This is a genomic window from Daejeonella sp. AP26 (assembly GCF_056680515.1).
This window is the reverse complement of sequence record NZ_CM155286.1, coordinates 2562566-2576881: the sequence shown is the minus strand read 5'-3', so window position 1 is coordinate 2576881 and position 14316 is coordinate 2562566. Positions and strand designations below refer to the sequence as shown.

Annotated in this window: 10 protein-coding genes; 6 read left to right on the top strand and 4 right to left on the bottom strand. The window is 42.0% G+C overall.

The genetic code is table 11. From position 1 onward, the window contains the following. From AC1MCB_RS11030 to AC1MCB_RS11010, 5 genes are all read left to right on the top strand, one after another. Positions 1–1542 (top strand): vanadium-dependent haloperoxidase, encoded by a 1542-nt coding sequence (locus tag AC1MCB_RS11030; RefSeq protein ID WP_479964775.1) that lies wholly within the window; start codon positions 1–3, stop codon positions 1540–1542. Between the two features lie 52 nt (positions 1543–1594). After that, complete coding sequence (locus AC1MCB_RS11025) at positions 1595–2680, top strand: hypothetical protein (protein ID WP_479964774.1); 1086 nt, start codon at positions 1595–1597, stop codon at positions 2678–2680. Between the two features lie 58 nt (positions 2681–2738). Next, positions 2739–4337 (top strand): alpha,alpha-trehalase TreF, encoded by a 1599-nt coding sequence (gene treF / locus AC1MCB_RS11020; RefSeq protein ID WP_479964773.1) that lies wholly within the window; start codon positions 2739–2741, stop codon positions 4335–4337. 74 nt (positions 4338–4411) lie between these two features. Beyond that, the gene (locus AC1MCB_RS11015) at positions 4412–5485 is read left to right on the top strand and encodes a mechanosensitive ion channel family protein (protein WP_479964772.1); all 1074 of its coding nucleotides are present in this window, start codon (positions 4412–4414) and stop codon (positions 5483–5485) included. A 102-nt stretch (positions 5486–5587) separates the two neighbouring features. Further along, the gene (locus AC1MCB_RS11010; protein WP_479964771.1) at positions 5588–7369 is read left to right on the top strand and encodes a glycoside hydrolase family 15 protein; all 1782 of its coding nucleotides are present in this window, start codon (positions 5588–5590) and stop codon (positions 7367–7369) included. 19 nt (positions 7370–7388) lie between these two features. On the opposite strand, the gene AC1MCB_RS11005 is transcribed toward AC1MCB_RS11010, so the two are convergent. Further along, positions 7389–9584: a bifunctional alpha,alpha-trehalose-phosphate synthase (UDP-forming)/trehalose-phosphatase gene (locus tag AC1MCB_RS11005; RefSeq protein WP_479964770.1), complete on the bottom strand. Its 2196-nt coding sequence runs from the start codon at positions 9582–9584 to the stop codon at positions 7389–7391. Between the two features lie 172 nt (positions 9585–9756). Next, positions 9757–10614 carry an N-acetylglucosamine kinase gene (locus AC1MCB_RS11000; protein ID WP_479964769.1) on the bottom strand — a complete coding sequence of 286 codons (858 nt, stop codon included), beginning with the start codon at positions 10612–10614 and terminating at the stop codon, positions 9757–9759. Between the two features lie 585 nt (positions 10615–11199). On the opposite strand from AC1MCB_RS11000, the gene AC1MCB_RS10995 reads away from it, so the two are divergent. Beyond that, positions 11200–11391: a hypothetical protein gene (locus AC1MCB_RS10995; RefSeq protein WP_479964768.1), complete on the top strand. Its 192-nt coding sequence runs from the start codon at positions 11200–11202 to the stop codon at positions 11389–11391. A gap of 229 nt (positions 11392–11620) precedes the next feature. On the opposite strand, the gene AC1MCB_RS10990 is transcribed toward AC1MCB_RS10995, so the two are convergent. After that, positions 11621–12652, bottom strand: a complete 1032-nt coding sequence (locus AC1MCB_RS10990) for a SusE domain-containing protein (protein ID WP_479964767.1) — start codon at positions 12650–12652, stop codon at positions 11621–11623. Between the two features lie 58 nt (positions 12653–12710). After that, entirely contained in the window at positions 12711–14297 is a 1587-nt protein-coding gene (locus AC1MCB_RS10985; protein ID WP_479964766.1) for a RagB/SusD family nutrient uptake outer membrane protein, read from the bottom strand. Between the last annotated feature and the right edge of the window lie 19 nt (positions 14298–14316).

Sequence of the window (14316 nt, the reverse complement as noted above, 5' to 3'; positions counted from 1 at the left end):
ATGAAAACTAATTTTACATTCACACTGGTGGGATTGTGTCTACTGGTGCTATCATGCAAAAAGGATATTGTTGAGACTAATGCGAATTACCAGGCATTGAGTCCTAATACCCAGGATGTGGGCGGCGGCAGTTGGAAGCCATTTATTATCTCCTCATCAGCGGTATTAAATATACCGGATCCGCTTGCAGTAAGTTCTGCTGCGTATCAGGAAGAACTTAAGGAATTGAAAACGCTAAGTAGTAATCTTTCTGCTGAGCAGAAACGAGCAATTGATTATTGGAAGGTTGGGAGCGTACTTCGATGGAATGAGATTATGCGCGAATTAGTTGCAAAGCATAATATACCACCCTATCAGAAGGAGGATGGAACTTATCCGGCACCAAGTGCAGCTAATCCGTTCTCTTACCCCATTTTTCCGTTTTCAAATCCTCCGTATACCGCCAGGGCTTATGCATATTTAAGCTTGGCGCAATATGATGCACTGATATTAGCATGGAAATATAAGTCATTGCATAACCGCCCGGCTCCTTACAAGATTGATGAGACTATTCAGGTGGCTGTTTCAAAAACTGAACTTCCTGCTTATCCCTCTGAGGATGCCGTTATATCCGGGGCTTCGCTGGAAATTATGAAGCTCCTGTTTCCTGCCGATGTGGAATATATCACAAGAATGGCTGAACAGGAAAAAAACTACAGGTTGTGGAGTGGCGCAAACGTGAAAAGTGATCTTGCCGCCGGAGATTCTTTGGGCCGGTGGGTAGCGCGACAAGTCATTCAGCGTGCCAAGACAGATGGAATGGGTGTAGCGGGTGGAAATCCGGCCATTTGGGGTAAAATGGAGGAGGATTGTATCGCAAAAGGCGAAACGCCATGGATATCACTTGAAACCCCAAAACGCCCGCCAATGCTTCCGCTATTCGGGAACGTGAAGCCTTTACTTTTTACTGCCGCATCTATAGCCTCTCTTCGTCCTGGACCTCCACCCTCAGCGAACAGCAGTGAGATGCGGAAAGAACTTGATGAGATACTTGACTATACTTCAAATCCCACTAAGGAACGATTAAGGCTGGTGAATTTCTGGGCAGATGGTGTTTCAACTTATACTCCTGTGGGTCATTGGAATGCTATTGCATCAGATGATTTCGAGAAGCTACAATTAAGTGAGATACGCTGGGCCAGAAATTTTGCGCTACTGAATGCCTCGATGATGGATGCAGCTATTATCTGCTGGAACACAAAGTTCTTTTACTTTAATGCCCGACCCTGCCAGTTAGATCCAAAAATCAAGACACTCACCGGCGTTCCAAACTTCCCGGCCTACATATCCGGGCATTCGACTTTCAGTGCAGCTGCGGCTACCGTACTGGGCTACCTGGTACCCCAGCGTGCAACAGACTACACAGCGATGGCTCTTGAAGCCTCAAACTCACGTATGTATGGCGGAATTCATTACCGCGCAGACTGTGAGCAGGGCTTGCTAACTGGCAAGAAGATTGGCGACCTGGCAATTACGCGAGCGCAAACCGATGGCGCAAATTAAGATGATTATTTTAAATAAAACCATAATCTTACAAACCATAAACACCGAACACATGAAGAAATATTTAGTAATCACCTGCTTGTTAATTTTCATCACTCTAGAATCGTATTCACAAGGATGCGTGGCCATCCGCAGTAATGGAGTATGTACAATGGAACATCCAATGAGCGATTCTGCTGCCCGTTCCTGGCAATTGAATACCGGTTATCGGTATTTTAAGTCATTCCGCCACTTCCGCGGGAAAGAAGAACAAAAGGAGCGGCTGGCTGCTAATACAGAGGTGATTAACTGGCAAACTACGCTCGATATTGCTATCGTCAGACAATTCAATCAACGCTGGTCGTTAAGCGTTGGTCTGCCACTTATTTACAACGACCGTTCATCATTATATGAACACGGTCGCACACAACGCCATGTTTCCTCTGCTTCGAGCATCGGTGATATGCGTATTGCGGCAAATCGTTGGATGCTGGATCCGGGCAAAGCCACTAAAGGAAACTTTCAACTTGGCTTGGGGGTTAAATTGCCAACTGGTGCTTACAAAGCAACTGATGATTTTTACAACGTTGGTCCTGAAGGAACATCTGAAGTTCGCCCTGTTGATCAATCAATACAGCCTGGCGACGGAGGGCTCGGGATAATAACTGAATTAAATGGTTTCCTGAACATTTCTGATCATCTTGGATCGTACGCTAACTTTTATTACCTGATTAATCCTCGGGAAACTAACGGAACACGTACCTATCGCGAAGTACTATCTGCAACTTTGGCCAATGAAAATATCATGAGCGTTACTGACCAGTTTATGGCGAGGGTAGGATTAAATTATAATCTTCCTGGAAAGTTGAACAATTTATCACTGGATGCAGGTGGAAGAATAGAAGGGATTCCGGTGAATGATCTGGTTGGAGGAAGTCAGGGTTTCAGACGCCCGGGTTATGTTATTTCTGTAGAACCCGGAGTGCGGTACCGATTCAGTAAACTTAATTTCTTTGCATCAGTTCCCGTTGCAATGAGCCGGAACAGGACTCAAAGTGTTACTGATAAAGAGAATTCAATAACACGGAATGTTTTCGTTCAGGGTGATGCTGCCTTTGCCGACTACTCACTAAATATGGGTTTAGCGTACCGGTTTTAATGCCATGCCTGATATGCTGTAAGAGATTTGTATCTTAATGATGGTAAAAGCTATTGCGATGAGAAAATTTTCTGCTCTTATTATCCTCCTGATATTATCGTACCAAGTAGTGGCACAAACTGCCCGGACGGTTAAAACACCGGATGCAGTTTATGCCGAGTTATTTTCCAATGTACAGATGGAGAAAGTTTTTCCGGATGGAAAGACATTTGTGGACTGTGTTCCCAAAAGGAAGCCTCAGGAGATAATATCAGACTTCAGAAAAGAAAGAATCAAGCAGGGCTTTTCGTTAAAAACATTCATCGAAAACAATTTCATTATCCCCACAAATCCGGTTAACTCATATAAATCGGACACTTCAAAAAGCGTTAAAATCCACATCAAAGAACTCTGGCCTTTATTGCGACGTCAGCCCGACAAAGTGATTGAGGGGAGTTCTTTGCTTCCTTTGCCTTATCCATACATAGTTCCCGGAGGTCGTTTTAGGGAAGTGTATTACTGGGATTCCTATTTTACTATGCTTGGTTTACAAGAAAGCCAGGAGGTGGAGTTGATGGATAATATAGTTAAAAACTTTGCTTATCTCATCAATACATATGGGCATATACCTAATGGAAACCGGAGTTACTATCTAAGCCGTTCACAACCACCATTCTTCTCTTTGATGGTTGGCTTACTTGCAGAATCTAAGGGTGATAGTGTTTACAAGACCTATCTGCCCGTATTGGAAAAGGAATACCGGTATTGGATGCAAACCGACAGTACAGCATCTGCGTCTAAGGATGCTGTGAAGTATGTCGTTAAGATAGATGGATATGTGATGAATCGCTTTTGGGATAACCGGGAAGCGCCCAGACAAGAAAGTTATCGCGAAGACTCTCTAACTGCTGTTTCGTCTGGAAGAAATGTTCAAGAGATGTATACCCATCTGCGGGCCGGTGCAACCAGCGGCTGGGATTTTAGCAGCCGCTGGTTTGCTGATGGCAAGAATCTTAAAACTATAGAAACAACCGATATTATCCCGGTAGATTTAACCAGCCTGCTGTATGGGTTAGAACAAACCCTTGCGGATGTTTATTCGAAATCTGGTGATAAAGGCAAAGCATCCGAGTATAAGCTACGCTCGGAGAAGCGAATCAAGTTTCTTAATGAATATTGCTGGAATGAAGACGATGGCTTTTATTATGACTATAACTTTCGAACCAGAAAACAGATGAAGGTCCCTAGTCTGGCCACTGTTTATCCGATGTTTTTTAAAATATCTTCGGGTGTTCAGGCGAAAAAGATTGCAGAAAATATCAAAACTAAGTTTCTAAAATCCGGAGGGTTGACTACCACCTTGTCAAACACTGGTCAACAATGGGATGCGCCAAACGGTTGGGCACCACTACAGTGGATGGCTATTCAAGGTTTAGAGAATTACAGACATCATGATCTTGCCCGCGATATAGCCCAACGCTGGACGAGTCTTAATATTAAAATCTTTCACCGCACGGGTAAGTTGATGGAGAAATACAATGTGATGGATACAAACCTGGAAGCAGGTGGCGGAGAATACCCTTCACAGGACGGCTTTGGCTGGACCAATGGGGTATTGTTGAAATTAATGAACAAGTATGATATTGAGGATATAAAGTCATCTGGCAACGAAAAATAGGTAGGGCAAGTTTAGTTTAGCTCTTGAGACAGTGACCAGGTAAACCAAACCTTCACTTTGATCGTTACTTCTGAATGTTGACCTCCATAGATAAGCTGTTTGAAAAGTTTCCAGACCTAATTCTTAACATTCTAATAGCCGTTGCTGCAGTTGCCGTTGGCCTCCTGATCAAATTTGCCTTAAGCCGTATTTTCAGTTATTATGCCCGCACTTCAGATATATTTTTGATAAAAGTGACCATCCGGAGGATGCATAAGGCCATGTATTTTTTCCTTCCTCTACTCACGCTTAGCATGGCTTTGCCACTTATGCAGATGAATAAGTCTGTGTATGAGCCCTTAACCAAAGTCATAGAGATATTTTTTACAATCGCATTTTCTATTATACTTATCCAGCTGATAAAGGTGCTGGAGGATAATTTTTATCATCATTATGATTTTAATAAGGCTGACAATTTAAAGGAACGAAAGATCCGGACTCAGCTTCAGTTTATTAGAAAGATCATTATCGCCCTGATCATTATTATTACTGCCGGAGTGATTCTGCTCAGTTTTGAAAGCATGCGTAAAATTGGCGCCGGTTTACTGACCGGCGTTGGGATCGGTGGAATTATAATTGGCTTTGCCGCACAAAAGTCACTTGGGAATTTACTGGCGGGATTTCAAATTGCCTTCACTCAGCCCATACGTATTGATGACGTGCTGATCGTTGAAGGTGAGTGGGGCAGGGTAGAAGAGATCACACTCACTTACGTGGTGGTTAAAATCTGGGATCAAAGAAGATTAATTCTGCCTATTAACTATTTTATTGAAAAGCCCTTTCAAAACTGGACACGTGTGACTGCCGAATTGATAGGCGCGGTTTACTTGTACCTCGATTATACGGCCCCGGTTGAAAAGTTGAAAGTTGAACTTTCCCGTCTGTTAGATTCTAATCCCCTATGGGATCATCGTGTAATGGCTCTTCAGGTAACTGATACCAGGGAGAGTAGCATTGAAATCAGGGCGCTTGTAAGTGGTAAAAATTCCTCCGATGTGTTTGATTTGAGATGTCACGTACGTGAGGGGCTGGTTACGTACATTCAAAAACATCACCCAGAGTGTCTTCCTAAAACCAGAGCTGAGATTGGTACAGAACAGGCGAAATAATTCACAAATAAAATTAACTGGTTTAATTGTTGTTGAATTGCGGCAGGTTTGATCTTCAGCCTCATTGATTGTTCATTATATAAACTCAAACATTCCCAACACATGGAAAAGCATACTTATCAAACTGGTATCATCGGTAATTGCGGATTTCTTGCTCATGTCCATAAAAACACCAATATAGAATGGCTGTGCTGGCCCCGCTTTGACAGCTCCTTTGTTTTTGGTGGTTTGCTGGATAAAGACAAGGGGGGCTCATTTACCATTTTGCCGACAGGTGAATATACTTCGGAGCAGTACTATCTTGAAAATACCAATGTGTTATGTACCGATATCACCTGCGAGGAAGGAAGCTACCGAATTACTGACTTTGCCCCAAGGTTTAGCCAGTATGACCGTTTTTTCAAGCCCCTGATGCTTGTAAGGAAAGTAGAACTGTTAACGGGCACTCCCCGTATCAGGGTAAAGTGTCAGCCAACATATGATTATGGACTGAAGGAATTGACTTCACATCGCGGGAGCAGCCATATTGAATATCAAAATGCAGATGAAAATATAAGACTCACCACAAATATTCCTATCAATTATATCCTTGATGAGCAGCCAACAGTACTTAACGAACCAAAATACCTGGTACTTACTTACGGAAAACCACTGGAAGCCCCGTTAATTAGTACTGCCGAGGAATTTTTAAGGGAAACCGTTGCATACTGGCGTGTCTGGATCAAGCATTCTACGATAGCGTCCTTCTATCAGCCAAACGTAATTCGCTCTGCCCTGGCTTTAAAAATCCATCAGTACGAGGATACCGGGGCAATCATTGCAGCCAGTACAACCAGTCTGTCCGAGTTCCCGGGTAGCGGGCGCAACTGGGATTACCGCTATTGCTGGTTACGAGATACATTTTACGTGATCAATGCATTGAATCATATTGGTCACTTTGAAGAAATGGAAAGGTATTTTAATTACGTAACCGACATTTCAGTTTCTGAGAGCTTTCGATACCAGCCGTTGTATGGAATTACAGGAGAAAAAAACTTGTATGAAAAGACTCTGGATCATTTAGAGGGATATCTTGGGAACAAGCCCGTAAGAATTGGTAATCAGGCTTATGAGCATATCCAAAATGATATTTATGGCCAGGTGCTGATTTCTTTGTTGCCGTTATATACCGACCACCGGTTTGTTTTTTCTGAACGTAAGGATTCTGCGCGATGGGTGGAATATCTTCTTTCTAAGGTCGAGCGAACTATTGATGATAAAGACGCAGGTATTTGGGAGTTCAGGAATATCGCAAATACCCATTGCTACACTAATCTGTTCCAGTGGGCCGGTTGTTGTGCTGCAGAAAAAATGGCAATGGCAATTAATGACTCGCAACTTGTAGAGAAGGCAGTTTCCTTGAAAGAACGTGCAGCAAAGCATATAGAAGATTGCTATGACCCTGTTAGAAAGGTTTACACCCATGCTGTCGGGAGTCCACACCTCGATGCCAGTACCTTGCAGCTAATTATGATGAATTATCTTGACCCGACTTCCCAACGTGCTAAAGATCATCTGATCGCACTAGAGAAAGAACTCAAGACTCCAAATGGTTTATTTTACAGATATCTGCATTCTGATGATTTTGGAAAGCCAAAAACAACCTTTCTCATATGTGCTTTTTGGTATGTAGAAGCATTAGCGTGCGTTGGTCGTCTGGATGATGCAATTCGGGAGTTTGAGAACCTTTTGAAGTATTCCAATCACCTGTTATTGTTTAGTGAAGATGTGGATGAAGAAACCGGAAGTCAATGGGGCAATTTCCCGCAAGCCTATAGCCATGTTGGCTTAATGAACGCGGCCTACCGCATTGCTATAAAATTGGACAAGCCAGTGTTTATATAGTCAAGCTAGAACCGGTTAATCAGGATCCTATATTAACCGGTTCTGTCAAGTCTGTCAGGAATCTCCTGACAGACTGAATGTTACGCAGGTAGAAACGTGCAGCTGACATAGTGCTTCCTACCTTTATGGTGTAAGCATTTTCCGGCAAAGCTTTAAAAATATCCTCATCTGTATGATCATCACCAATGGCTAACACAAAATCATAGTCATTTGCATATAATCTGCTTAAAGCAGCCTTTCCTTTGTTTACTTCGATATTTTTGATCTCAATAACTTTATTTCCGGGCAAAAGCTGCAGTCCGCGGTCTTTTGTCAGGTAAACTAAATTATTGATCAGTTCATTTGACCGTAGCTCACCAAGTCCGTTCTGCGCTTTACGATAATGCCAGACAAGTGAAAAACTTTTCTCTTCGATAAAGGAACCAGGTGTACGGTCTACGTAGGTGTTTAAAATAGGATAGATATCTTCCTTCCATAAATCGTTCAGACCTCTTATACTTTGCCATTCCTGATTTTTGTACTTGTGCCAGGCCCCATGTTCAGATATCATTTCAACCCCAGTATGTCCAAACCATTCTTCAAGCTTTTGATAGTCACGGCCGCTGATTACAACCACATGATTCGCCTCATCTGAAGTAAGTTTTTTAATGATTCTATATAATTCAGCATCGGGAGTAGCTCTATTGATATCAGTGTTGAATCCCACCAGCGTGCCGTCATAGTCTAAAAATAAAAGACGTTTCCTGGCTGCCTGATAACTGTTTTTAATTCTCTTACTTACGCTTGAGTCTACATGTCTGGACTCCATAGACTGCTGTAGACGTTTAACTTCTTCCAATTTTTCCATGTAAACCTTAACCCAGTGAAAAACATTAAATTGAGAAACAATCAGTCGCATTTGTTCCATCCGCTGTTTTTGTTCTTCTTCGGGCATGTTTAAAGCGTAGACAATTGCCTGAATAATATCTCCGATGTTATTAGGGTTAACAATAAGCGCGTCCATCAGCTCTTTGGAGGCGCCAGCCATTTCGCTTAAAATAAGTACCCCGGTATTTTGTGTTCTGCTGGCAACGTATTCTTTACTAACCAGATTCATTCCATCGCGCATTGGGGTAACTAAGCCAACATGTGCCGTAGAATAAAGTGCTGACAATGTTTCAATTGGAAATGAACGATAGAAGTACAGAATCGGCGTCCAGTTCATTGTCCGATACAGCGAGTTAATATTACCTACCCGCTGATCAATTTCATCTCTTAACTCTTTGTAACGGGGCACAGTATCCCTAGAAGGAACAACTATCATATAGAGAATGACTTTTTCAATATATTCCGGGTACAATTGAAGTAATTCCTCAAACGCTTTCAGACGTTGCAAAATACCTTTGCTATAATCCAGGCGGTCGACTGCCAGAATTACCTTGTAATTCTGAAATGTATCTTTCAACTGGTTGATCTGTTCCTTAACGTCTTCCTGATCAGACAACAATGCATACTTCTGGTCATCAATACCCATCGGAAAGGCTTCGGCCACTACTGGCCGGTCTTTAACTGTTATAACATTACTTGACGAATTGTAGGGAAGAAAGCGGACAACAGCACTCAGGAAGTGCTGTACATCATCGTAGGTATGGAAGCCGACCAGGTCAGCCCCAAGCATACCGTCTAACAGCTCATTGCGCCAGGGTATAAGCCTGAACATCTCGTAAGAGGGGAAAGGGATGTGAAGAAAGAAACCGATTGTTATATCCGGCTGCCTGGCGCGGATCATCTCAGGGAGCAACAGCAGTTGATAATCGTGAATCCAAATGGTATCGCCAGGTTCGGCAACACTTAAAACTGACTCACAGAATTTATTGTTAACCGACTGATAAAAGTCCCAGTTGGATTGCTGATAATTTGTATAAGTAGAAGCGTAGTAGTGAAATATAGGCCACAGTATCTCATTAGAAAAGCCCTCGTAGTACTGACTAATTTCCTCCTGGCTTAAGAAAACTGGCAAAAGTTTAAGGGCTTGTAGTTTAGTTGTAACTTCCTTTTGAAGATCAGGCTCGATTACATCTAAACCTGGCCAGCCAATCCAAATGTTTTCACCCTCATGATATATTGAACCAAGGCCAGTAGCCAGACCTCCCTCACTTGGGGAGAAAGTGAGTTGACCATTATCCTCAGAAATTTTAACCGGAAGCCTGTTAGATACTATAATTGTTTTACCCATAATGTGTCTTACTATTATGAGATTATAACAAATATTTGCTTGAAAGGACTCTTTTAATTGATAAAACTTTGTTAATCGTTGATCTTCAATGCGTTAAACCGCTCCATGGAGTGCTTAAATGAAGATTGTTTTTAAAAGAAAAGGCCCGATTAGTCGGGCCTTTTTGCTTTTTCTATTTTGATGGAGCGATTTCCACATGATACTTAACCAGGTCATCTATAGGTGAACGAATGATCCTGCCGACTTTCATTCCGTAGTTCTTAGCTAATTCTTCCAAAACATTGCGAAAGTTATAACCTACAGAACCGATACAGTTAAAGGTATAATCCTGGTAATTAGGGTAATGTGTAACCAGGTTTTCGAAGAAGTCGACAAAGGAACTCTTCACTATGTTGCGGGAATATTCAATATTCACCGGATTGTCGTAGACAAACTTGCTGAAACTTGCAAGGAATCTATTGGGCAGAGGCTTTGTGTATACCTGGTCCATAATCTCATCAGGCGTAAGCTTGTAGGTCTCTGTAAAAACCTCTCTTACTTCCTCAGGCATGTATCCCCGACAGTAATCTGCTATTAATTTCTTTCCAATGTAACAACCACTTCCCTCATCACCTAAGATATATGCTAATGAATCGATATTTAAAGCAACATCACGACCGTCGTAAATACAGGTATTAGTACCCGTACCCAATATAGCCGCAAATCCTTTTTCATTCCCTAACAATGCTCTCGCCGCCGCTAGCAAGTCATGGCCGACATACACATTGGCACTTGGAAAATGCATTTCCAAAGCCTTTTTGACAATTTCTGCTTTCTCGTCATTATGCACACCAGCGCCATAATAATAGACCTCATCAACTTTTTCATAAGCAATATCCTGTGGCATATTCTTACTGAGAGAATCAGTTATGTAGGCCGTATCAGAGAAATAAGGATTATAGCCTTCGGTATTGAAATAGATCTTGTGGCCCTCTTCATTTAAGAGGCACCAGTTGGTTTTAGTTGAGCCTCCATCGGCAATAATTATCATAGCTTTGAATCTGAATGGTAAATACTTTTCAAATTTAATTAAACCTTAAAATAAGTTTAATAAAGGATATACTTCGAATTTCATTTAAATTACTTTGCTGTAACGTAAATACCGGCAAGGTAGAAGTTCTTATGACATCATCCAATATTTTCTGAGGGAAATAATAATTGTGGTATTTATTGCATTTAAGCATATCAAAAGCCCGTTTCTGCTAAATATAAAGCCCCTTTTTGATTACATTTTAATAGTTGATCAATGCCTAATAAAGGAACGAGCGCCTCCGCTGGAGTGTTATCTTTACACAGACCTTAAATTTATATATGACTATACGTTTACCAGCAATTTTCTTGCTTTGCCTCATATCCCTATCCCTTTAAGGCCCAGCTGATCAAAATTTCTCCCGGATTTCCCAAAGAAACAGATAATCTAACCATTGTTTTTGATGCATCGAAAGGAAGCGCTGGCCTCAAAAATGCTGCAACCGACCTTTTCATCCATATTGGGGTAATCACCGATAAAAGTACAAATCCCGCAGATTGGAGATACGTGAAGCATCCATGGGCGACTACTTTTACCGATATTAAAATGACGCCGAAAGGCAATAACTTGTTTGAGATCAATATAGGAAACCCGAAAAGCTATTTGGGTCTCCCTGCCGCTGAAAAAATCTTAAAGGTAGCTAACAGCTCCGGCAATTATTCGATTAAAGATATGGCCACGGCCTTAAAGCGCCAGGAGCTGGCGGCAGTTTTCTTCTTAACATTGCCCCTAAGATGATCTGGCAATTTGGCGAACGGGGATATGATTTTTCAATTAATTATCCGTCTGGGGATCGGCTGTTAACCCAGGCTTTCATATTTAATTTACTCATTGTGGGAATAGGCCATCCCTCGCACGAACTGCAGTATGATTGGAGATGAAGGTTTGCCAATGTTTACAAGCAGAGATCATCTTAAACAAAAAAAATCCCGCCTTTCAGCGGGATTTCATTTGAAGAATATTTAGTCTATAGCTTAACCTTTGTATAAGTATTGCTAACGAGGTTCAACTCAAATTTGTAACTGCCAGCCTCGGTGATGCTAATATCGCCGCCACCTTTTTCTACAGATCCATTATCTCCATCGTCACCGTAGTTGGTATCCCAACCACTGTTTAAACGGAATTTAAATTTTCCAACCAGCATGTCTGCAGTTACAGTCCAAAGTTGCTTAGCGTTATCATATTGCATAGCTATGTCTGGTCCGGATCCCCATCCACTTCCAACCGGGGAATCACCGACAAGGCCCATTGAAAAAGGAATAAATTCAAGGATATTGGCATTCAGATCAGCAACCAGCTTATAAGTGCCAGTACCCGGGCCGTTTAGGTCACCACCACCAACTGCAATTGAACCAGCAGAGGCTCCGGCTCCATATTCAGGTGTTCCCCATTCTCTTTTTGTTAAGATCTTGAAGCCTGTGTTGCCAGCAGTGAAAGGTATGATGCCTTCGTAAATACCGTTACTTGTAGCAGAGATCAAGCTTTCTGCAGTCGCTGGATTCCAACCCTGGTATCCTCCCGGAACGTAAAGGAAAGAAACTAATGCGTAGGGGGTAACTTTAATTGCTGATGCATTTGAAAAAACCGCTGTCACATCTTTAGATATCGAAGATTTAATACGGGCTTCAATATCAGCAGTCGCGTCAGGTGCCAGGTTCATGCTAAGCAGTAATGCATTGAAATCGATTACTGAAAAGCTTTTAGTCAAAACATTAGCGTCCAGATCAAATTCTTTAGGACTTGCGAAGTTGCTTCCTGCAACAGCGAGCTGCAGCGTAGAGGTAACTACTGCATCATAACCATAGTCAGGTTTGGTGATGGTAAAGGTTACAGCTGTTTTTTCAGCATCTGCTTTAGTTAACACCAGGTTATTGGACGAAACAGTTAATGCCGCTGGTGTTCCCTCGCCGGCGATAACTCTCACCTCATCCTTTTTACAAGACCAGATCAGCATAGACATAATGCTGAGTAAGAAAATTTTATTAAACAACGCTTTCATATAAAAAGGGTTAGGGTTAATTTGATTTAAATGTTACGGAATTCTCCGCTAATAATAATTAGTAACCGGTATTTTGAACCAGATTAGGGTTAGCAGTAACGTCTGCTGCCGGTAACGGGAAGATATTTTTAAAATCTTCTACCGATTTACCTGCCTTAACTCCACCTTTCCATGGCCACAAATAAGCAGCAGTAGTAAATCTTCCGTATCTGACAAGATCTGTTCTTCTATGACCTTCCCAATACAACTCACGTGCACGCTCATCTAAAATCAAATCGAGAGTAAGAGCATTTACATTTCCTGAAATATTTCCGTAAGCTCTTGTTCTCAGATTATTGAAATAAGTTAATGCTAAACCATTATCGCCGGCACCACCTCTTAAGGTTGCTTCAGCGTAGATCAAATACATTTCGGCAAGTCTGAACAGGGGAACGTCTGCATCAACGAAAGTTGCGTTTGCACCTGACACTCCAGCGCTATTCTTGTTCTGATATTTGGTGATCGCATAGCCATCAGTAAAAGTCGAAAGACTGTTGATCTCCAGAGACTGGCCATCAGTGAAGAACTGCGCTCTTTTATCAGAAGAACCGTCTCCATTTGGAAACAAGTCTACTAATGCTTTCGTGGTGCGTAGTCCGCCCCAGCCACCATCAAGGCCGTAATCTGCAGCAACCATTTTTCCTCCAACAGATGCATGCGCCAGGAAGGTAGTTCCGCCAAACAATTGGGTTTTGCTACCATCGTAGTTGATGGTCATAATAGATTCCGGGTTGTTGATGCTGTTATCATTTTTCAATAGATTCTGATAATTTGACATCAACGCGTAGCCACCGTCTATTACTTTTTTAGAGTATGTAACCGCATCATTATCTTTCGCAGTTCCGGTATAAACCTTCGCGTTAAGATATAACCTCGCTAATAAAGCCTGCGCTGCAAATCTATTCGCCCGGCCGTAGTAAGCGGCAGTTTTCGTTTCAGGCAACTCTGTTTCAATGGCCTTTAGTTCAGATTCGATGTAGGTAAACAATTCTGCACGGGAGATTTGTTTCGGAAGTGTACTTCCTATAAGGTTCTCCTCAGTTACGAATGGTGGGTTACCATACATATCGATCAATACCCAATATTGGAAAGCTCTTAAGAAACGAACTTCAGCTCTGTATTTCCGGATTTCTTCGGCATCAGTCCCAGAAATTGACCTCGAACTTAGTTTAGCATCTGTAGACTGTCTTAGAAACTCATTTGCAAGTGTAATTTGATAAATACTTTTGAAGTACAAACCTTTTAAGAAAGGGTTGTCAGAAGTCCAGTTCATATTGTGGAAATCCTGAACTCCCGCATCCCCCCAGCCTATTACCGCTTCATCTGTACTTAGCTGCTGTGCTTTCCAAAAGGTTCTGTAAAAGTCACCGTTACTGCCTTCATCCAAACCCACAACATCCGGAGTTCCTGCCGGGCCGCTATTGCCAGTTAATGCAAAGCTGCCATAGACTTTAGCTAACGATTGTTTGTAGCCTAACGGGGTGCTATAGACAACTTCTGATGTTACTTCATTAAGAGGTTGCAGGTCTAGCTTCTTTTCGCAGGAAGTTAGCGTGATAACAACCAGGGATAATCCTACAGTTGCCTGATATATATATTTTTTCATATCTGTATTTTCTGAGAAT

Bases quoted from the DNA above. Each gene is read 5' to 3' on its own strand.
- AC1MCB_RS11030 (WP_479964775.1), top strand. From the start codon at position 1: ATGAAAACTAATTTTACATTCACACTGGTGGGATTGTGTCTACTGGTG.
- AC1MCB_RS11025 (WP_479964774.1), top strand. From the start codon at position 1,595: ATGAAGAAATATTTAGTAATCACCTGCTTGTTAATTTTCATCACTCTA.
- treF (WP_479964773.1), top strand. From the start codon at position 2,739: ATGAGAAAATTTTCTGCTCTTATTATCCTCCTGATATTATCGTACCAA.
- AC1MCB_RS11015 (WP_479964772.1), top strand. From the start codon at position 4,412: ATGTTGACCTCCATAGATAAGCTGTTTGAAAAGTTTCCAGACCTAATT.
- AC1MCB_RS11010 (WP_479964771.1), top strand. From the start codon at position 5,588: ATGGAAAAGCATACTTATCAAACTGGTATCATCGGTAATTGCGGATTT.
- AC1MCB_RS11005 (WP_479964770.1), bottom strand. From the start codon at position 9,584: ATGGGTAAAACAATTATAGTATCTAACAGGCTTCCGGTTAAAATTTCT.
- AC1MCB_RS11000 (WP_479964769.1), bottom strand. From the start codon at position 10,614: ATGATAATTATTGCCGATGGAGGCTCAACTAAAACCAACTGGTGCCTC.
- AC1MCB_RS10995 (WP_479964768.1), top strand. From the start codon at position 11,200: ATGACGCCGAAAGGCAATAACTTGTTTGAGATCAATATAGGAAACCCG.
- AC1MCB_RS10990 (WP_479964767.1), bottom strand. From the start codon at position 12,652: ATGAAAGCGTTGTTTAATAAAATTTTCTTACTCAGCATTATGTCTATG.
- AC1MCB_RS10985 (WP_479964766.1), bottom strand. From the start codon at position 14,297: ATGAAAAAATATATATATCAGGCAACTGTAGGATTATCCCTGGTTGTT.